Consider the following 20,255-nt stretch of genomic DNA (forward strand, 5'->3'; position numbering starts at 1 on the left):
ACGCAACATTCCTCATGAATTCGATAATAAACCAGTAAATTTAGACTTGTGTACAATTGGCACGATTAAAATTTATGCTATCTTCTGAGCTTTAAAATTTAACATTTTTTCAATATAAAATTTAATAGGTATATAAATGAGGATTTGGGGATTAAAGCTTGGGATGATACTGGCTACCATGTTTGGGGTGTCTAATACCGCGTGGGCTGGTGCTGAGAAACTTGATTTAACTACATCAAATGTAGGGATGCTATGTATAGGCATCTTCATTGCTGCGTACACGTTAGTCATGCTTGAAGAAAAATTACACTTACGTAAGTCGAAGCCCGTATTAGTTGCTGCTGGCCTCATCTGGATTTTAATAGGTGGATTTTATGTTAACCATGGCTCCCCCCATATAACTGAAGAAGCTTTTCGCCATAATTTATTAGAATTTGCAGAGTTGATGCTCTTTTTACTCGTTGCGATGACTTATATCAATGCACTGGAAGAGCGTAAGGTTTTTGATTCTCTCAGAGCGTGGATGATTAGAAAAGGCTTTAGCTATAAAAACTTGTTTTGGATTTCAGGGTTTTTAGCATTTTTCATTTCTCCTATCGCAGACAACTTAACAACGGCGCTATTGATGTGTGCCGTGATCATGAAGGTGGCGGAAGGGGACAAGCGGTTTATTAATTTAAGCTGTATAAATATAGTGATAGCGGCAAACGCTGGTGGTGCATTCAGCCCGTTTGGAGATATTACAACATTGATGGTTTGGCAAGCGGGTTTAGTTCATTTCAATGAGTTTTTAGTATTGTTTTTCCCATCTCTTGTTAACTATTTGGTACCCGCCGCAATTATGAGTTTTTATGTTGAAGATAAGCAGCCTAGTGCCGTTTACGAAGAAGTCGAGTTAAAACGAGGGGCATTGCGGATCTTAACGTTGTTTTTACTAACAGTTGCAACCGCAGTTGCATGTCATACCTTTATACATTTACCGCCTGTATTAGGCATGATGATGGGGCTAGGGTACTTACAATTTTTTGGCTATTTTTTAAGGGTGACTTTGCCAGGTTCTTTAGCTCGTAAAAGAGCGCTTGCAGAGCAAAGCGGAGACAAAGAACGATTAGCAAAATTAGGCAGTGTAGTACCGTTTGATGTGTTCAGCAAAGTATCTAGAGCTGAATGGGACACGTTGTTATTCTTTTATGGCATTGTGATGTGTGTTGGAGGCTTAGGGTTCTTAGGTTATTTAAGCCTTATGTCAGAATTACTTTATGGAGGGTGGTCTGCGACATCAGCGAATGTATTTTTGGGGGTTATATCATCTGTTATTGATAATATTCCTGTTATGTTTGCTGTATTGTCGATGCAGCCTGAGATGTCGCATGGGCAATGGCTGCTCATTACATTAACCGCAGGTGTTGGCGGAAGTTTACTGTCAATAGGATCAGCAGCAGGAGTGGCATTAATGGGACAGGCTCGAGGCTACTATACCTTTTTTGGGCATTTAAAATGGGCTCCAGTTATTTCACTTGGTTATATCGCAAGTATTGCAATGCATTTGTGGCTTAATGCAGATCTTTTCTAATACGCAATTGAATATGGGCTTTGAGGGCCCATCTTTGACTTTTTTATACACGCCAATACTTGATAGCAATAATACGCAGAACTGCATCGACTCTATGTGATTGTTGTATCACACATAAAGAACAACGTTCGTTTTTCCATCGCTTCTTTTAAAAATAATTATGATTTGAAATAAAAAAGTCATTTTTACGGTTAATACTCAAGACACTTATAAAATAAATAGGTTGTTTCAAATGATCTATTTGCCTTTGCATAAGCGTATTTTTGTCGCTAGTTAAGAATAGTGAGTAGGAGAGTATGGAGATTGCCAATTCAAAGATGCAGATATATCAGGATTATGAGTGCGCTATAAATCATGCGCCAACCGTTCAATTAACAAGTGAGATAGAGGTAACACCCCAGCACTTCTTAAAGTATCATCATACACTAGATAGTGTGCAGACATTATTGTCTGAGATAACTTTTGATCCAAGTTATCGTTTAGTCGCGAGTGAAAATAATGGGCATCTACAAATACAAGTAGCAATGCTCAGCAGCGATAATTATCAAAAAAAGAGTAAAAAGTTATTATTTGGGCGCAGTTGGCCAGTAGAAGTGAACCTTCCGACATCTGAGCTATTACAAACCGCATTCTTGGCTTTATATGTTGCGAGAGAGCATGAGATCAGAGAGCGTTTAACTTTACAGTGTGACGGCGCAACGACTACGCCTTTGAATAATCACCAAGATATGCCTTTAATTACGCAAGCTGCTTACTTGCTGCGCGACACCGTATCTTCTTTAACCGAAACTAAAGTCAAAGAAATTTTAAAAACACTTCACTTTTTGGGGCAGTCTTTCACCCTTGAAAGTTATATGGTAGTGGATGCTGCAAAAGTATTGATAGTGCTATCTTTGTCTGGGAGTGATGATGAATTACCTGAATTTAATGCATGTCAACTATATTTGGTCACATCAAAGCAAGATGCAAATCAGTTTTACTATGACGTAATGGATGGTTTATTAAAAATTTCCAAGAAATATATAACGGAGCACTTTAAATTTAAAGGCGTAGCACGATTCAGTCATTGTCACGATGTGCTTAAACTTGCTAAATTAAATAGGCATGTCAGAGATCCAAAGTTACTGGCTTTGTGTGAACAAACGAGTATTCATGCAGCTCAGCTGAATTATGAAGTTGATTCGACGAGAATGCCGAATGGGTGTGAGCAGCAGATGGAGAATTTCCTAAGGGATAATGGAAATATCGAAATTGCCAATCGACATTTATATACATTTTAAAGAATGAAAAAATGGCCCTCGCAATAGTTGCGAGGGAAACCACGACGTTATCAAAGATTGCTTTAAGATTGAACCATCTTTAATAACGCTTCTTTTTGAGCTGTTGGTAAATTGTCAACTACAATGTCATATGACGTATCAATCATACGACATATTTCAGCTTCAGGAACTGAACCATCAAGTATAATGGTATTCCAAAGCCGCTTATTCATATGATAACCCGGCACAATTGACGGATATTGATCTCGAAGTAATAGTGCTTCGTCGGGATCACATTTTAAGTTCAACCACCAAACAGGCTCCCCGCTTTCATTTACCTGCCCTTCTTTCCCTTCCGAGAGTGTTGCAAACATCTTATGTTGTACTTTGTAGACATCGACATCTTGCGCAAACGGCTGGGTAATAAATGTTGCAGGCTTGTCCTGCAAGTATTTATGTACGCTCTTTTGATCCATAGCTCGTGTCCTTGAAGTAACTAATTATTTAAAACTACATGGTTTAATTTTAGCAGCTATTGTGAGAATACTGTAATTCAGTATCAGTAAAAACTATCAGATAGTTTAGACCAAAATATACTAAAGCAAATAAATGTCTTCTATCTAGCTTATTGAATTTAAATTATTTCAATGAAAGGCTAGGCCTTTGTCAGCTAGATTCGATGGCGAATATCATTTATGTACTATTCCTATTACTAAATTTAATCTCGATGTGCCAAAGCTTTTATTACAGGCCACTTAGCACTTTTTAGCCGCTAAAATGGAGAAATACCTCTTCTCCAACCACAACATTATTATCAACTAGATTTGAAAATTCTTACAGAAAAGCAATTACTTTAACATTTTCAATGTGTTAAGTTTAAAGTTGCTTCAAATGTGTAATCGTTCCCAATTAATTGAATGGCTATTAAATTAAATAATGCCATATTTTGCAACAATTAAAGTTTTTTTGTACAAAAAAAATACCTAAGGTACACTTCGGACCTCTTTCATTCAGGACGCTAATATGTTGCTTTTTATCATCTCTCTTTTAGGGGCGGGTGCCTTGTTTATTGAAACGACTCGTATGGGAATGCCTATAAGGCGTTGGGTGGTTATCGGGGCAATAATAGGTCCATTAGCATGGTGTTTACTACGAGTGCACTATAGAAGAGCTTTTATGCGTTCACAAGATAGTACTATTTGTCAGTGGCTGCCGTGAACGCTAATTAACAACTTTTAAATTGGGCTGCTCTTTTCTTTGTCGTTGTTTTTGTCCTCGTAAGAATTCGCTGAACTCTTCTGGAGATAAAGGTTTGGAATAGTAGTACCCTTGTATGGTTTGGCAGTTCAGTTCTTCCAGTAGCACTAACTGCTCAGCTTGTTCGACGCCTTCTGCGACGACATGAAGGTCTAAGTTATGTGCAATGGTGACTATTGAATCTACCATATTACGGCCTCTATCAGTGTTCATATCGTCGACAAATGCTTTGTCCACTTTTAGGGTATTGAGCGGAAATTGCTTTAAATATGCCAAAGAGGAATAGCCAGTACCAAAATCATCGATGGCGAGGTGAATACCTCTGGCACTTAATGAACGCATAATCGCAATAGCTTCTTGAGGGTCATCCATAACGGTGCCTTCCGTTATCTCAAGTTCAAGGAAATAGGAAGGAAGTTGATTTTTTTGCAAGATGACATCAATACGAGTTGTTAAGTCAGGTAAACTGAATTGTTTTGCGGATAAATTTACAGCAACGCGACCATTGAATAAATCTTGGTCAATCCAGTTTTTGACATCCTTACACGCTTTATCCAAAACCACTTCACCAATTTCTATGATTTGTCCTGTTTCTTCAGCGATAGGTATGAAAACGCCAGGGCTAATAATGCCTTTTTTTGGTGTGATAAAACGTACCAGAGCTTCCATGCCAACCAATTCACCTGTTTTTATATCCATTTTTGGTTGGTAGTAAACTACAAAATGATCTTCTTTTAAGCCATAACGCATTAAGTTTTCAATTTGCAACCGCTTGACTGCCTGCTCATTCATTGAGTCATTGAAAAATAAATAGTGGTTACCTTTTTGTTTCGCATGATACATCGCTGTGTCTGCATTTTTCAGCAATATCTCTGGCGTTGATCCATCTTCTGGGAATAGAACGATACCCACGGAGGAAGTGATCACGAGCTCGTGGTTGGCCATTTTAAAGGGCGTAGCAATGGCCGCTAAAAATTGCTTTGCTGTGCGAGTGATTGTATGAATATCATTGGTGCCAGACATTACTAAAGCGAACTCATCCCCACCAAGTCGATAAAATATATCTTGTTGACGTGAGAGTTTGTTTAAACGCATCGCTAATTTGGCTAAGAGACTATCTCCTAGTTGATGTCCTAGGGAATCATTGATTTTTTTAAAGTTATCTAAGTCAAATACCAACAATGCATGATGCGTACCTTGCTGGGCTAGTTTTTTTAGATTAGTAAAGAATAGATTCCGGTTAGGGAGTCCTGTTGTTCGGTCTCTGTTGGATAAATTATGTAGTTGAGATTCGGCTTTTTTTCGTTCTGTTAGATCAGAAAAGACCACAACATAATTGGTTATTTGGCTATGGCTATTTTTTATTTCATCAATTGTGATTTCAATTGGTAATAAAATGTCTTTATGATTGCGCAGTTTAATTTCTTCTTGCCAGTGCTCAGTATCTTTTAAGCACGTCTTGATTTCACTGATATATCTATTGTCATACCCTGATAATGAGAATGCTCGCCCAAGATATTGAGCCCGGACACCGCCAAAGAGTTTTAAATAGCTGGGGTTAAGGTCGACCAAGTTAAAATTTCGGTCATAGATAGCAATTGCATCAGTGAGAGACTCAACGCATTTTGCAAAAAGGTTCAGGCGTTCTTCGGTACTTTTTAAGTGGCTAATATCACGGACTGTACCTGTCATTCTAAGGGGGTTTAGATTACCATCCTTTTCTATTATTTTTCCTCTATCAAGTACCCAATGATAATGGTCTAGGCTGTCTTTTATTCGGTAGCTGGCCTCAAAAAAAGCGGTTTTCTCGGCGAAATGTTGTTTTAATAGTCGGTCGACCACAATAATATCTTGGGGATGAATACGATTAGCATTGGGTATAAATTCTCCAGCTTCGCTTTTGTGCATCATGTATTTGTCATTAATGCGTATTATTTCACCTGTTGCTATATTCCAATCCCAAAGAGTATCTCCACTGCCTTCGACAGTACTTTTTAAGCGGTGCTCTGACAGTGACAGTGTGGTATGTGCACGCTGTAATTTTTTATTGTACAAATACTGTAAAATGATAACCAAAAGGAAGACAGCAGAAATTCCTGCCAGAAGAGGGCTAAAGGCATAGGCTTGTTCATCGAAGTTTAATGCAAAAACCGAGCTACTATACACGGTACTTAACAGCATCATGACTACGGATATTTTTGTTATTGGCTTTATCATAGATGCATAATCAGTCATTACCCTCCTAATCTAATAGAAGCGTGCTGTAGAGTCAAAAATATCGTATCACCTGTCGCGAGTTATTTCATTAAGTTCAATTACACGTTAAGCGTATTTTTGGATGTTCAGCAGAGAAAATGCGCAGTACAAAATCTGTAAACGCTTGTTTGGTTAAATTATCAAGCTCAGTTATTAGCTTTTTCTGCATACTAAAGCTGTGATCGTCATTGGTTATCGCAACCCAAAACCGCTGTGCTCTTAATCTTAAGTTTTTATCTTTTTCTGCAACTTGTAGTCGTAATGCCGCTTTTGCATTTAGCCATTGTTCATGACTCATGTCTGCAATATTTGTTGTAAACGCTTGAATAAATCCATCATGGTGTTGAATTAGAGCATTAGAAGCGTTGTTAGGTGATTGGATGTAAAATGCAACTCCTGCACGGGTGTTAAATGGTGCATAACCCGATCCCACGAGATAACCCAATTGTAACTCAGTTCGTAATTTGTCAAAGTATTCTTGGTTTATGATCTGATTCATAAGCATTAATGTGACTTTCTCACTTATTTCACTACTTAGAGCTTGAATATATTCAACTATGGCGTGATCGGAATCAGGCTTATTTATTTTTAGTGTTTGTGGTTTTTCAAGTACGTTTAATGGTCTTTTCAAGTCCTCAAGAATTTCACTATTTGAGAATAGCCCTCGAACTTTTTTTTGTAGGGATAAAGCATGCTCTTTTTGCCAGTTGCCATGTAAAAAAGCTTTGATGTAGATAGATTCGAAAAATTGTTGGCGAAAGCGCCTGAACTCGTTAAAACATGTGCCTTTTAACGCTTTGGCTAACGCGATTGGGTCAGGGTTCCATGGCATAAGTCGAGCACCTAATAAACCAAATAATTCACTTACAGGTTTGTTGTGATTATGGTTTTTCCAATGACGGATCAATTGTTTTTTATATTCAGCAAAGCGAGTGGCGCTAATTGGTTGCTCTAAAATCGCGGTTAATAACTCCAATGCCAATGTACTTTGGTTGCCAGATAATCCAGCTGTGTGTAGAGTCAAACCTCCTTGGTGAGAGCTGATATGGTAATTTAAGCCAGCTAATTCAGCAGGGTAGAATTGCTCAGCCATACTATCCATGAGTAAATCAGCAAATAACCTCGTAAGTGCCATACTCTTTACATTCGCAACTGCAATGGGGGAATCAATCTCAATATAAAAGTGACCTTTTGTAACACGAAAGGTGACATCTTGCTTGAACCAGAATGAGAAGCCTGGTTTGTCTTTTAGTAGCTCAGGTATATTGTTAGCAGGTTGAATATCATAGAGCGTATTCTCAACCTGTAAATATGGATTTACTTTTGGCAACATCATCTCAGGAAGTGCAATGTCAATGTCAGTTAATGCATTTAGCCAGTCAGAGGACAGCATTTCGACACTATAAGGAGTGTTATACCATTTGGCGGTGTTTTTTGCCGTGATATTTGGATGGATCAAAACCATGCGCATATTGTGAGGGACAAGGAAATGACAAAGTTGTTCAAAAATATGATGATTAAAGTCTGTCATAATGTAGTCACCATATAGGTAGTCTTGTGGCTCATAGTGATGCATGTTGACACTGATACTACTCACCCAGTCCAGTAGTCGACTGGGTTCTTGATTGTCAAAAGCAATATCAAGTAGTGTCTTTTTATCATGATATAAAACGGGCAAGTCGTTTAATTGTGATTTAATCAAGGCAATATATTCAAAGGTCATTTCTACGATGTCTTCATAGTAGCCAATGCCTTCATCGGTTAATGCAAAGCTTATATTAAAGTCTTTAAAGTTACTGCCACTGACTCCACCACCAGCGGAAAGTGCGTTGATCCACCCCTGTGCTTTTAAAATTGAATATAAAGAGCCTTCTCCTTCATATCCAATAAGGTGTGCCAAAAAACTCATACTTTTGTGTTTATAGAGACCTTCAATGCAAGGCATCGCAAAGCTAATAATGAGCTTTTGCATGTGCTTTTTTGGGGTTATTTGTATCAGTAAGCCTAGATCTTGTGTTCGGTATAGTGGTGTAGATATAGTCGGCTTTTTGATACCGTTCCCTACGATAGGACTAAATAAATTAGTAGCCCACTGTTCGAGCTCATCTAAAGGTTGGGGGCCGACTATGACGAGTGTCATCCACTGAGCTTGATAGTTACGTTCAAAAAAATTGCGAACTTCTTCTGCAATACATACTGCTCTGTTCGCCAATGTATCTTCGTTGCCGACGGAAAACTTTGTAAATGGGTGCTTTGGATTCGATGTTTCTTTATGTACTTGATAAATTCTTCGACCGTCATCTTTGATTTTCATTTTGAACTCGGCATCTATGGCATTACGTTCATTTTCTGTTTGAGAAGCGTCTAGTAAAGGAGAGATAAAGAATCCACTGAATAATTTGAGCGCTTGGTATAAATGCTGTTGATGACAATCGAAAAAATAACTACTGTGCTCCGTGCCGGTCCAAGCATTACTTTGTCCACCCGCTTGGCTAATAAATTGTGAAAAGTGGCCAGGCTCAGGGTATTCAACGGTTCCAAGAAATAGCATGTGTTCAAGGAAGTGTGCCATGCCTTGGCGGTCGCTTGGATCATCAAAGTGACCTGTATTTACTGTGAGTGCAGCAGCAGCCTTATCACTTGTTGCGTCGTTCGCAAGGAGTACTTTTAGACCATTGTTTAATGTCAGGCTTTCATAGGTACGATTATCATTGCTGCTTATTTTCAAGTTGGCGCCGCCGATGTAAGAGTTAATACTGTTCAAACATAAGTGTTTGAACGCGAATTCATTTCATGTTTATCTAATGTTTGTTTTAATATAGCGAACAAATGAGGTATTTAGCTACTGCGACGGTAGACAAATTTTTATTGACGATACTCAGGAGTGTTATGAAAACAATATTGATAATGCGTCACGGGGAAGCTGTACCAATGCAAGCCATGGATGAACAGCGAGCATTAACTCAAAGAGGGGTAGCACAAGCTCATGAGATGGGCTGGTGGTTAAAAACTCACTATTCGCCTGATGCTCTATTAGTAAGTCCTTATATACGAGCCCAGCAAACTGCTGAATGTGTCTTAACATTAAATCAAGTTGGCTTTAATGAAACCTGCAAAGATGTGATACCAAGTGGAGATGCGGCGTTTGCAATCGATTATTTAGAAACACTGATAAGTTTACACCCGCAGTACAATACTTGGTTAATCGTGGCGCACATGCCAATTGTGAGCTACCTTGTGGATCAGCTTTGCCCTGGAAAAATGCCAATTTTTAACACGGCGGCTGTTGCTGTAATTGATTATGATGAGCAAGCACACAAAGGGTGCTTACTTAAAATTCAATCACCATTAAAATAATATGCATAAGCGGACAGGTGTCCGCATTGTTATTTATATCTAAATGCTAAGCTGCTCATATTCCCTGATCGTTTATTATCAAAAAAGGGAATGCTTCCTCATGAGTAAAATTTCCTTCGAATTCAACATAGCCAAAATTGTTCCTAATACCTAGAAAATATGAATTCACAACCATATTAGCGCGCTTTTTAGTAAGGACATATGTCCTGTTTTTGTGGGTTTTTGTTGCTAAATGTTGTAAACGTCTGAATTCGTGTGGCGATAATTGCAAAAAAAGTTCAATATTATTGATGTAATTTACAGCAAACATATAAATTGCTGCTATAATTGTGCTCGTCGCATTCAGCCTCATAAAACCGCTTTGCACTCTCGGATTTGAGGTCCGCGTTTAATATTATCTCGCGAAAAATTGAATGCACCACGCCACCGTGATACGGCGCCCATACAAACCGTTGAACAATAAGAGTGCATATTTAAAGGTTAAAACCCAACATGAAAGCAATGAAAAGATCTACGTTAGCTACCCTGATTAATGCAACGTTGTTCTCTGCTGTAGCAGGTACTTCATTTTCTTCTATCGCAGCTGAAAACGACGCAAGTGCGAAAAGTAATCAATTAGAAGTTATTCAAATCACTGCGCGTAAGCGTGTTGAAAATGCACAAGAAGTGCCTGTATCTGTTTCTGCCTTACAAGGCGATAACTTGGATGCTTACAGCTCTGCGGGTATGGATATTCGCTTTATGAATGCAAAGATCCCGAGTTTATCGGTTGAGTCTTCATTTGGTCGTACATTCCCACGTTTTTATGTTCGTGGTTTAGGTAATACAGATTTCGATCTAAATGCCTCACAACCTGTATCCTTGGTCGTTGATGAAGTGGTGCAAGAAAACCCAATTTTAAAAGGCTTTCCTGTTTTTGATATCGAACGAGTAGAAGTATTAAGAGGGCCTCAAGGCACGCTTTTTGGTCGTAATACACCTGCAGGCCTTGTTAAGTTTGATTCTGTAAAGCCGAGCCAAGAGTTCGATGCATATGGTGCATTGTCATACGGCAGTAAAGGTTCTACAGATTTTGAAGGTGCATTTGGTACGGGCTTAACAGATCGTATTTCAACACGCGTTTCTGTGCTGTGGCAAGATAAAGAAGATTACATTGATGTTAAAGCGCCAGGGTTTGAAAAAGAAAACTCATTAGGTGGTTACAGTGAAAAAGCAGCGCGTGTACAGTTTTTATATGAAGGCGACGACTTCACTGGTTTATTAAATTATCACGTACGTGATTTAGATGGTCGCCCAATCGCATTTCGCGCTAACTTAATCGAAGCGGGTACAAACAACATTAACCCACTGTATGATAATGATGTGGTTTATCATGATGCTGCTTCTCGTGCGACACAGCAGGTTGACACACAAGGTCTTAGTTTAAAGCTTGAGTGGGACTTAAAAGAGCATACAGTAACGTCTATTACAGCATGGGAAAGTGCTGAGATTTATTCTAGAGCAGATGTTGATGGTGGTTACGGTAATGCATTTGCACCGTCAATGGGACCAGGTGTTATTCCATTTTCATCAGAAACTGCAGATGTTATCCCTGATCACGATCAACTTACTCAAGAGTTACGTTTATCAAGTAATTTCTCTGGTGATGTTAATTATCAAGTTGGCGTATTTTTGTTTGATGAAGACCTAACGATTGAAAGCTATAGCTTTGATACGGGTGCTTACGATGCTGCTAATAGTAACTTTGGTTTACAAAACGGCTATGCAGTGCAAGATCAAAGTACTTCAGCTTGGGCCGTATTTGGTTCTTTAGATTACACACTAACTGATGATCTGAAAATTACTGCTGGTCTTCGTTATTCAGATGATGACAAAGAGTTTTACGCTAAGCGTACTAAAACGCCAGTGCCATTTACTGGTGCATCAGATTTTAAAGAAGGCAGTGCTAACCCAAGTGATAGCCATGTAAGCTGGGACTTAAGTGCGGCATATAAGTACAGTGATGACATTAACTTGTTTGCACGTATTGCCAATGGTTTTAGAGCGCCAAGTGTTCAGGGCCGTATTTTATTTGGTGATGAAGTAACAGTGGCTGAGTCTGAAACGATTAACTCGATTGAGGCTGGTATAAAATCAGATGTATTAGATGGCCAAGGCCGTGTTAATGCCACTGTATTTTACTTCCAAATGAGTGATCAGCAGTTAACGGCTGTTGGTGGTGGGGCTAACTTTAACCGCTTAATCAATGCCGATAAAACCACAGGCTATGGCTTCGAGCTTGATACTGAATGGGTGCTAACGGATGAACTAAATGCGACATTTAACTTGAGCTATAATAATACAGAGTTAAGTGATAATGATTTAGCTGTGGCGGTTTGTAATCAATGTACAGTGACAGATCCGACTTATATGGTGCAAGGTCCTAATGGTCCTGAGCCTCGTGCAATTCTGGATGGTAATAGTTTACCACATGCACCTGAGTGGATTACGAATGCAACCTTACGTTATTCAAAAGAGTTAGAAGGTGGTGAGTTCTTCGTATACGGTGATGTTTCGTATCGTAGTGAAATTAACTTTTTCTTATATGAATCGGTAGAGTTTAAAGGCGATGCTTTGTTTGAAACCGGTGTTCGTGCAGGATATGCATGGGCCGAAGGTGATAATGAGTATGAAGCGTCGGTATTCGTTCGTAACTTATTCGATGAGCAAACCGTGATTGGTGGTGTTGATTTTAATAACAATACCGGCATGTTGAATGAAGAGCGTTTTGTGGGTGCTGAGTTTAAAGTGCGCTTTTTTTAAGTTCACTGATGTAATTTAGTACTATATGATTAGTAAAAAAGCCCGCGCTTCAGCGGGTTTTTTATTATCCGTAATGAAAAAGTGATACAGAGCTGATAAAGTCACGGATATCGCAATATAGAGAGAAAGAGTATGGCTGGTTTTTGGAATTATCGGGTTATTTTTTGTGATTCAACAAAAGATGAACCTGCGTTATATCAAATTCACGAAGTTGAATATAACGTCAATGGTAAAGTAAGTAATTGGTCAGAAACGGGAGCTGCACCGTTTGGACGTTCATTGGTTGAATTACAAGACGATGCAGAGCGATTAAAATCCGCATTTGATAAGCCTGTACTTAAAGTTGCGCGTAAAGAGCGAGGCTATGAGCTGGTGGAAGTTGAAACGGGAAATCCGGCAAGTGCAGAACCGCCAGCAGGGCTGGCTCAATAGTGTAAAGTGACGATTATCAAGTGGAGTAAGGAACATATATGGATATTAAAGTAATATTATTTGATTTTGATGGCACTTTGGTTGATTCGGAGGCGTTGCATTATCATAGCTGGATGAAGGTTCTTGCACCATTTGATATAAATTACAGCGAGTTAGAATTTTGTCGTGAATTTTCAGGAGTCCCTACATTAAATAGTGCGGAAGTTTTGAAGAAAAGGCACAGCTTAGCGCCAAGTAGTACATTTCTTGCTGCGCAAAAAAACCGTCTATTTGTTGAGACGGCTGATGAAATAAAGCCAACACTAATGGCCTATGCTGAACAGGTACTAAAATTGGCCAGTGACAAGTTTCAACTGGCTTTGGTGACGGGCAGCACTCGCTCAGAAGCTTTACCCGTACTTGAACATTATGATTTACTAAAGTATTTTAACGCCATTGTTTGCAAAGATGATATTAGTTACCCAAAACCACACCCAGAGCCATATCTGCATGCATTAACCTTAACTGAGCAATTGGCGAAACAGGCAATCGCAATAGAGGATACAAGTACAGGGCTTTCTTCAGCTTATGCAGCGCAGTTACGTACCATAGTCGTACCAAATAAACATTCTCAAGCGCAGAAATTCGATAAAGCAACCTATGTAGAAAAGGATTTATTCAAAGCCTGGCAGCGTATTGAGCTTTTAACTGCTATATAAAATACACTACACTTCAATTTTATTCTCATAAAGTGCAAGGAGCCTAACATGAGTATTAAAAGGATCTTATGGGTTGTTTTATTTCTATCCTTTTCGAGTTTTTCAGCCAGTGAATTACCCACCTCAGTACAGTTGGCAAAGCGTTACCAAGCTGAACTACCGGTTAGCTTTTACCATATAAGTGAAAAGTATGATGGTGTAAGAGCGATTTGGGATGGGAAACAGCTCAAAACACGTGGTGGTAATATTATTTATGCACCACGATGGTTTACTAATCAACTTCCTGAGCGTTGGCTGGATGGTGAGCTTTGGGCTGGTTACAATAATTTTGCTTATGTAAGCTCACTGGTACGCCGTAGAGTTCCTAATAACGAAAATTGGCGCCAAATTACATACATGGTTTTTGATGCACCAAATATAGAACAGCCATTTAGTCAGCGGTATCAAACGTATAGTGATCTAATAGACAACATTAAACAGCATCATGTAAAAGCAGTGATACAGCATCGATTTGAAATCCACAGTGAATTAGAGCGTTTTTTTAATAAAGTGATTCGTAATGGAGGGGAGGGGGTGATGCTGCATTTGAGCAGTGCTAAGCACAGTCAGGGCCGTAGTGGTAATTTACTAAAATATAAACCTTATCAAGATGCCGAAGCCAAAGTAATCGCGCATTTGCCAGGTAAGGGCCGCTATAAAGGGAAAACAGGCGCACTGTTGGTCCAAACTGATTCAGGTATTGAGTTTAAAATAGGCTCAGGGTTGAGCGATAATGAAAGAGCACACCCTCCAAAAATAGGCACTATTGTGACCTTTCGTCATCAAGGTTTTACTAAGTATGGTAAACCGCGATTTGCTGTTTTTATAAGGCCAAAAACGACATTTTAATCAGCATATAAGTGTGTTACTCTGCGCGACCTTTTTGTGTTGTGAGATTGTTATGATAGTTGGTTTTGATTACGGTAGTTCAAATTGTGCGATGGGTATAATGGCCAATCATGATGTTAAATTGGTGAACTTAGAATCAAATCGGACGTACTTGCCATCGACTTTATATGCACAACACAATGCATTGGTTATTGATTACGTTGCAAAGCAATTGCAACAACGCAGTGTTAGTGAGGCTGAGCAGTATTGTTTAGAGCGCGCAAATACTTTACGTTCGGTGCCTGCTATTCGACGTGATCTAGGTTTAACCCAAGCAGAATCGGGTTTGGCTATTGGCTCTGCAGCGATTACTGAGTATATTGATTTTCCTGAAGAGGGTTATTTTGTTAAGTCGCCGAAATCATTCTTTGGTGCGGTTGGATTAAAAGCACAGCAAATTGCATTTTTCGAAGATATTGCTACCGCGATGATAATGCAAATTAAACACCGTGCGGAGCAACAGTTAGGCTATGCTCTGACGCATACAGTGATAGGTCGGCCTGTTAATTTTCAAGCTATCGGTGGAGAGCAAAGCAACCAACAAGCGACGGCTATTTTGACGACCGCAGCAAAGCGTGCTGGCTTTTGTGAGGTTGACTTCTTGTTTGAACCTTTGGCTGCTGGCATCGATTATGAAACCTCTCTGACTGAAGATAAAAAAGTATTGGTCGTGGATATTGGCGGCGGAACGAGTGATTGTTCATTTGTCCAAATGGGACCAAGCTACCGTGGGAAAAGTATTCGTGACCAGGATTTTTTGTCACACAGTGGGAAACGTATTGGCGGCAATGATTTAGATATAGCACTGTCTTATCATACATTAATGCCATTGTGTGGACTCGGAAGTACGCTTAGATCAGGCTTACCTATGCCTAACCAACCTTTTTGGCAAGCATGCAAAATTAATGATTTACACTTGCAAACTGACTTCTATAGCAACGTCAATGCGCGCTCTTTAGAAGCGATGCTTCGAGATGTATCGGAGCCGGACAAGCTGGCTCGATTAGTGTCAGTACAACAGCAAAAGCTGGGACATCAAATTGTTAGGCAAGGAGAGCTGGGGAAAATAGCGTTGTCTGAAACGGATCACTTTGAGGCAAACTTAAGTTTTATAGAGCGTGCACTTAGTCAAAAGATATCGGTTAATGAGTTAGCGGAATCGATTGATGATAGTTTATTGCAGATTTGTACGCTTGCAAAACAAGCAATTCGTGATGCAAATACTCAACCTGATGTAATCTACTTAACTGGCGGCAGTGCACAGTCACCTCTTTTGAAAGCGAAGCTTCAACAAGCATTGGGCAATGTTCCTATGCTTAATGGTGATAACTTTGGCAGCGTTACAGCGGGCTTAACTAAGTGGGCGGAGCAAATATACCGCTAATCAAGTTTTTGCTCTTGTTATCGTTTGTATTGCTCGTGCAATATAAGCGATAGCATCTTGCAGACTTTTATGAAGCAATTAAAATATGCCTTTGTTTTATTCTTTTTTATTTATGCAATTCGAAATCGTCACGATTACAGCAATAAATTAATGGCTAACGCGATAAAAATGCCCCCTGATACTCTATCAATCCATAGTGGTGCATTAGGGTGGCGACGAAAGTAGCTCGCAATCTTGTCACCACCATAAATGTAAGCACAGTCAATCGGAAATGCCAAGATGGGGTAGAGCAATCCAAAGATAGCCAATTGTAGTGTTGTGGATGATAATGTAGGGTCAACAAACTGCGGGATGAAGGCAATAAAAAATAGTGCAACTTTGGGGTTGAGCACCTCAGTCATCATTGCTTGCAAGAATACATTCTTTGGCTTTTTAGTACTGACATGGGGCTTCTCGTTGGTGTTATCTGTCTTGAGAAATGAATCTTTAATTGTCATAAAACCTAAATAGCATAGATAGGCTGCACCTAAATATTGCACTGTGGCGTACGCGAAAGGCGATGCTTTTAAAACTGCTGATAGTCCTATCACTGCAAATAATGTATGTATTACTCCACCCATGGCAAAGCCCAAAGCACTTTGCATTCCTGCAGCCCGCCCATTTGTAAATGTTTGCGCCATGAGAAAAGCATTTGATGGACCGGGGGCGATTGCGATAACGGAACTTGCAACGATAAATGAAATAAGGAAGTCAGGATTTAACATAAGCGTATCTTATTATTGTTATTACGTCATAGTATAAATATCTAGAGGCGAAAATGCAGCTGCTAATTAGATAAAGACAAAAGCGGGCATGGTGCCCGCTCATAATTAGGTTGGGTTGGGACTGATCTGAGTGAGTGCAAGTGAAGTTGCGTTGAAACGCCCACATATACATATCTGTCTGACGCAATTAAACAATACAACTATGACAATAATATGAATTATGTACTATTGTGGTGCACTTTTTCTTTTAGTTTGCTCGTTAGGATGAGTAAAAAAGGTGCTGCTATTAATAAGTGCAATGCTAACTGGACTGGAGCATCAAGTAGCAATTGCTGTGAACTAAATGCTAATACGCCCGCCCCACTCATTTGCATAACACCTATCAATGCGGAGGCGGTGCCTGCTTGTTTGGGAAAGCCCGAGAGCGCTTTACCTGCTGCCGCGCCAAGGGTGAATGCAAAACCAATGGAGGCAATATACATTGGGATCATGATTGCACCAGGGTGACGGATGTGTTGCAAGCCTAACATCAGTAAAGCGCCTATAATAAATAAACTCAACCCGGTGAACAGGGCACCTCGACTGTTTCGTTTTATAAAGTGGGGGGCAATAAAGCTGACGACAATACTAATGATGGCATTAATCGTAAACCAGAATGTAAAAGTACTGACCGTGCTATTTAACTCGTTCATTATCCAGCCAGGGGTGGTGGTGACAAACACTAACATTGCCGCCATTCCAATCATTGTTAGTGCTGAGTTAAACATGAATTCAGTACTTTTTAGCATGGGAAAAAAACGTCTAAAATCAAGGAGGTGACCTTCGTAAATGGTACTTTTTGGTTTGGTTTCTTTAAAGAGTATTAATGTTAACAATAAGCCTAAAACAGCAAAACCGCTCAAGAAGATAAAATTACTGCGCCAACCAAATTCCACAGTAAGCCAAGCGCCAAGTAGAGGAGCAAAAGCAGGGATGAAGCAGACAATTCCGTTGAGGTATGTGAGCATCTGTCCAGCACCTTTGTGGCCAAAACTGTCTCTGACTATTGCGAATGCAGCAACGAATGTGGCACATGCTCCTAGTCCTTGCAGTGCTCTAGCAACCATGATGCCTACCCAGTTGGGAGAGAAAACAGCCAAAATTGCGCCTAGCGTAAAAAGCAGTATGCCTGCAGTGGCAATTGGCTTTCTGCCAAATTTATCGGCAAGTGGTCCAGCAATAAGTTGACCGAGCCCAACCGTTAGCATGTATATACTAACCGTTTGTTGTATCTGGCTTTCAGCCACATCAAGGCCTTGTTGCATCGCGACAAATGCGGGCAAATAAATATCTATTCCCAACGGACAAAAAATAACAAGTAGAGCAAGGATGAATATTAGAGATTTACTGGTGGACTGTTTCATTACTACATCTTTTGGTTGAGATCCCTGATGGGCGCTATTGTAATCATCATGAAAAAAAAGAACAGGACATAACACCGATCTGAAAAAATATTTTATTCGATTATATTGGTAGTGAATGTTTTATCATCTGGTCTGATGTGTTAGGTTTGATGAATTAATACAACGGGGATCATAAAATGACAACTCCACTTCTCAAAATATATAAAAAAATGAAATGGCTACCTTTTGGTAATTGGTTGTTTAGCAAAGCAGTGTGTAGAAAAGCGCCTTATTTTGGATCAATAAAGCCGACTATAACGCAGTTAGAGCCAGGGGTATGTATGGCTACCATCCCTAAACGCAAAGCGGTGTTTAATCATATTGGCACCATTCATGCGATTGCACAGTGTAACCTTGCCGAATTGTGTGCAGGGGTGATGGTGGATGCAACAGTACCGTACAAGACCCATCGTTGGATCCCTAAAGGAATGACGGTGCAGTATCTAAAAAAAGCTGAAACAGATATTAGTGCGGAGGCTAAAATAACACTACCGAGACAGTGGCTGGATAAAGAGGATTTAATTGTACCTGTAGAGGTTTTTGATGCGCATGGAACAAAGGTATTCCATGCGGATATAAATATGTATGTTACCAAGCGCTAGCTATTGTGCATTTGAGTGTTCTGAAATAGGGGTGATGTTGGTCACCTCTGTTTTATGTGCAAGCTTACCTTCAATTAATGCACCAGCCTCTATACTAAGCGTATCGTGAAGCACATCACCATGCACTCTAGCTGACTCTTCTAGCATGACTTGGTCTGCATTTATGCAGCCATCCACAGTTCCCTTTATAAGTACTTGATGTGCTTTTATATTACCTTCAATAACCCCATGCTGGCCAACAATGAGTATATTAACCATAAGATCACCGGTTACCTTACCATCAATTTGGAGTTCCCCCTCGCAGGTAATATTACCTTCTACATGGGTGTTTGGAGATATTAGAGCTGGAATACCTGAGGCTGTCTCAAGTTGTTTTTTCTTAATTTTACTGAACACGATTAATTACCTTGGCAAGCTTAACAGGGTTGATCTGCTTATTATTCTGCAGTACTTCATAGTGTAGATGAGTACTTGTACTGCGTCCAGTGCTGCCCATAAGTGCAATTGTGTCAGCTTTGTTGACCGGTTGTCCCTTTTTCACTTTGATAGTATGTAAATGACCGAAGCGTGTCGTGATGCCATTTGGGTGCTGTATCTCAATAAATTTACCATAGCCACCATTATTACCCGCTCTCAAAACGACGCCAGCAGCGGGGGCGATAATGGCTGTTTTATGCCAGCCAGCCAAATCAACGCCTTTATGAAATGCTCGTCTGCCAGTCATTGGGTCTTTTCGAAAGCCAAATGGACTTGATATATAGTAGTCATCTTTAGCGACTGGCATTTCAGATGGTAACTGCGTGATGAGTTGCTGTAACTCGCTGAGCAAAACGAGTTTATCGATTGTATCAATATAATGACTTGGGAGTTGCTCAAGTGGTAATTTATGATAAGGACCACCTTGGGCGGCATTATCACGATCATGATAAGCGATACCAGCTTCATCTAATAAGTTATTAATTGTATGTGTTCTTGTGTCGATTGTTTGGTTTAAGGAAGTGATGAAGTGCTCTTGCAACCAGTGTATTTGCGTGCTATTTCTTTGAAACTGAGCTTGTGGTGAGACTTCCGGCTGCGTGGGCTCTTCACTTAGTTTAGGTGGTAACGCTTCAATTAAACTCTGTAGCGCGAGTTGTTTTTCAGTTAACTCATTCAATTTACTTTGCTGTAAATTAAGCTGACTTTCTAATTGCAGCCTCTCTTTTTGCCATTGTTGTTGCTTGGTTTCATTGGATAAATTGAGCGTAGCAATGGTCGTTTTTTGTTCAAAAAAAGCACTGCTTACTATTGCTAGCCATACCGTCATCGCAGTAAGTATGATGACTATCGTGAATTGTAACCAGCTAGACAGCGTAACCATTCCCACTTCGCCGTTTTGGCGAAGCAACAATTGGCGCTTCTGAAATAACAGGTTAAATAGGCGATTGATATAATTTAGCATACACATATAAATTTATAATTAACGCTTCACTTTAACAATTTCTATACAAAAATCCAGTTTA

Annotated in this window: 17 protein-coding genes; 10 read left to right on the forward strand and 7 right to left on the reverse strand. The window is 39.7% G+C overall.

Annotated elements, in window-relative coordinates:
• Nucleotides 1-163 precede the first annotated feature (163 nt).
• Both nhaD and J8M01_RS02950 read left to right on the forward strand, forming a co-directional pair.
• Entirely contained in the window at nt 164-1,573 is a 1,410-nt protein-coding gene (gene nhaD, locus J8M01_RS02945) for a sodium:proton antiporter NhaD (RefSeq protein ID WP_210995585.1), read from the forward strand.
• 296 nt (nt 1,574-1,869) lie between these two features.
• On the forward strand, nt 1,870-2,853 hold the full coding sequence (locus J8M01_RS02950; protein WP_211056950.1) for a hypothetical protein: 984 nt from the start codon (nt 1,870-1,872) through the stop codon (nt 2,851-2,853).
• A 62-nt stretch (nt 2,854-2,915) separates the two neighbouring features.
• On the opposite strand, the gene J8M01_RS02955 is transcribed toward J8M01_RS02950, so the two are convergent.
• Nucleotides 2,916-3,308, reverse strand: coding sequence for an MmcQ/YjbR family DNA-binding protein (locus J8M01_RS02955; protein ID WP_210995467.1), 393 nt, complete (start codon nt 3,306-3,308; stop codon nt 2,916-2,918).
• A gap of 547 nt (nt 3,309-3,855) precedes the next feature.
• On the opposite strand from J8M01_RS02955, the gene J8M01_RS02960 reads away from it, so the two are divergent.
• A complete protein-coding gene (locus J8M01_RS02960; RefSeq protein ID WP_192508334.1) occupies nt 3,856-4,050 on the forward strand; it encodes a hypothetical protein in 195 nt (64 codons plus the stop codon).
• A 3-nt stretch (nt 4,051-4,053) separates the two neighbouring features.
• Here the strand turns inward: J8M01_RS02960 and J8M01_RS02965 are convergent, their stop codons facing one another.
• Together J8M01_RS02965 and J8M01_RS02970 are read right to left on the reverse strand one after the other, a co-directional pair.
• Complete coding sequence (locus J8M01_RS02965) at nt 4,054-6,306, reverse strand: bifunctional diguanylate cyclase/phosphodiesterase (protein ID WP_211057023.1); 2,253 nt, start codon at nt 6,304-6,306, stop codon at nt 4,054-4,056.
• A gap of 94 nt (nt 6,307-6,400) precedes the next feature.
• Nucleotides 6,401-9,073, reverse strand: a complete 2,673-nt coding sequence (locus tag J8M01_RS02970) for an insulinase family protein (protein ID WP_211056951.1) — start codon at nt 9,071-9,073, stop codon at nt 6,401-6,403.
• Nucleotides 9,074-9,234: 161 nt separating this feature from the next.
• Between J8M01_RS02970 and sixA the strand changes: the two genes are divergently transcribed.
• The 6 genes from sixA to yegD all read left to right on the forward strand — a co-directional run bounded on the left by sixA (nt 9,235) and on the right by yegD (nt 15,945).
• The gene (gene sixA / locus J8M01_RS02975) at nt 9,235-9,702 is read left to right on the forward strand and encodes a phosphohistidine phosphatase SixA (RefSeq protein WP_211056952.1); all 468 of its coding nucleotides are present in this window, start codon (nt 9,235-9,237) and stop codon (nt 9,700-9,702) included.
• A 492-nt stretch (nt 9,703-10,194) separates the two neighbouring features.
• The gene (locus J8M01_RS02980) at nt 10,195-12,504 is read left to right on the forward strand and encodes a TonB-dependent receptor (RefSeq protein WP_211056953.1); all 2,310 of its coding nucleotides are present in this window, start codon (nt 10,195-10,197) and stop codon (nt 12,502-12,504) included.
• Between the two features lie 132 nt (nt 12,505-12,636).
• Nucleotides 12,637-12,936, forward strand: coding sequence for a hypothetical protein (locus J8M01_RS02985; RefSeq protein WP_192508330.1), 300 nt, complete (start codon nt 12,637-12,639; stop codon nt 12,934-12,936).
• Between the two features lie 38 nt (nt 12,937-12,974).
• Nucleotides 12,975-13,634 (forward strand): HAD family phosphatase, encoded by a 660-nt coding sequence (locus J8M01_RS02990; protein ID WP_210995471.1) that lies wholly within the window; start codon nt 12,975-12,977, stop codon nt 13,632-13,634.
• A 48-nt stretch (nt 13,635-13,682) separates the two neighbouring features.
• Nucleotides 13,683-14,522 (forward strand): DNA ligase, encoded by an 840-nt coding sequence (locus tag J8M01_RS02995; protein ID WP_192508328.1) that lies wholly within the window; start codon nt 13,683-13,685, stop codon nt 14,520-14,522.
• A 52-nt stretch (nt 14,523-14,574) separates the two neighbouring features.
• On the forward strand, nt 14,575-15,945 hold the full coding sequence (yegD, locus tag J8M01_RS03000) for a molecular chaperone (protein WP_211056954.1): 1,371 nt from the start codon (nt 14,575-14,577) through the stop codon (nt 15,943-15,945).
• Between the two features lie 134 nt (nt 15,946-16,079).
• Here the strand turns inward: yegD and J8M01_RS03005 are convergent, their stop codons facing one another.
• Together J8M01_RS03005 and J8M01_RS03010 are read right to left on the reverse strand one after the other, a co-directional pair.
• A complete protein-coding gene (locus tag J8M01_RS03005) occupies nt 16,080-16,709 on the reverse strand; it encodes a LysE family translocator (protein ID WP_211056955.1) in 630 nt (209 codons plus the stop codon).
• Between the two features lie 218 nt (nt 16,710-16,927).
• Nucleotides 16,928-18,112, reverse strand: coding sequence for a multidrug effflux MFS transporter (locus J8M01_RS03010; protein WP_211056956.1), 1,185 nt, complete (start codon nt 18,110-18,112; stop codon nt 16,928-16,930).
• Nucleotides 18,113-18,288: 176 nt separating this feature from the next.
• On the opposite strand from J8M01_RS03010, the gene J8M01_RS03015 reads away from it, so the two are divergent.
• Nucleotides 18,289-18,753, forward strand: a complete 465-nt coding sequence (locus J8M01_RS03015; protein WP_192508324.1) for a hotdog fold domain-containing protein — start codon at nt 18,289-18,291, stop codon at nt 18,751-18,753.
• On the opposite strand, the gene J8M01_RS03020 is transcribed toward J8M01_RS03015, so the two are convergent.
• Complete coding sequence (locus J8M01_RS03020) at nt 18,754-19,149, reverse strand: polymer-forming cytoskeletal protein (protein ID WP_192508323.1); 396 nt, start codon at nt 19,147-19,149, stop codon at nt 18,754-18,756. It abuts the gene before it with no gap.
• Nucleotides 19,139-20,194, reverse strand: a complete 1,056-nt coding sequence (locus tag J8M01_RS03025) for a M23 family metallopeptidase (protein WP_211056957.1) — start codon at nt 20,192-20,194, stop codon at nt 19,139-19,141. The genes J8M01_RS03020 and J8M01_RS03025 overlap by 11 nt, the downstream gene beginning before the upstream one ends.
• Between the last annotated feature and the right edge of the window lie 61 nt (nt 20,195-20,255).

Source organism: Pseudoalteromonas sp. MMG005, from assembly GCF_018101015.1.
In the GTDB taxonomy this organism is placed as follows: domain Bacteria; phylum Pseudomonadota; class Gammaproteobacteria; order Enterobacterales; family Alteromonadaceae; genus Pseudoalteromonas; species Pseudoalteromonas aurantia.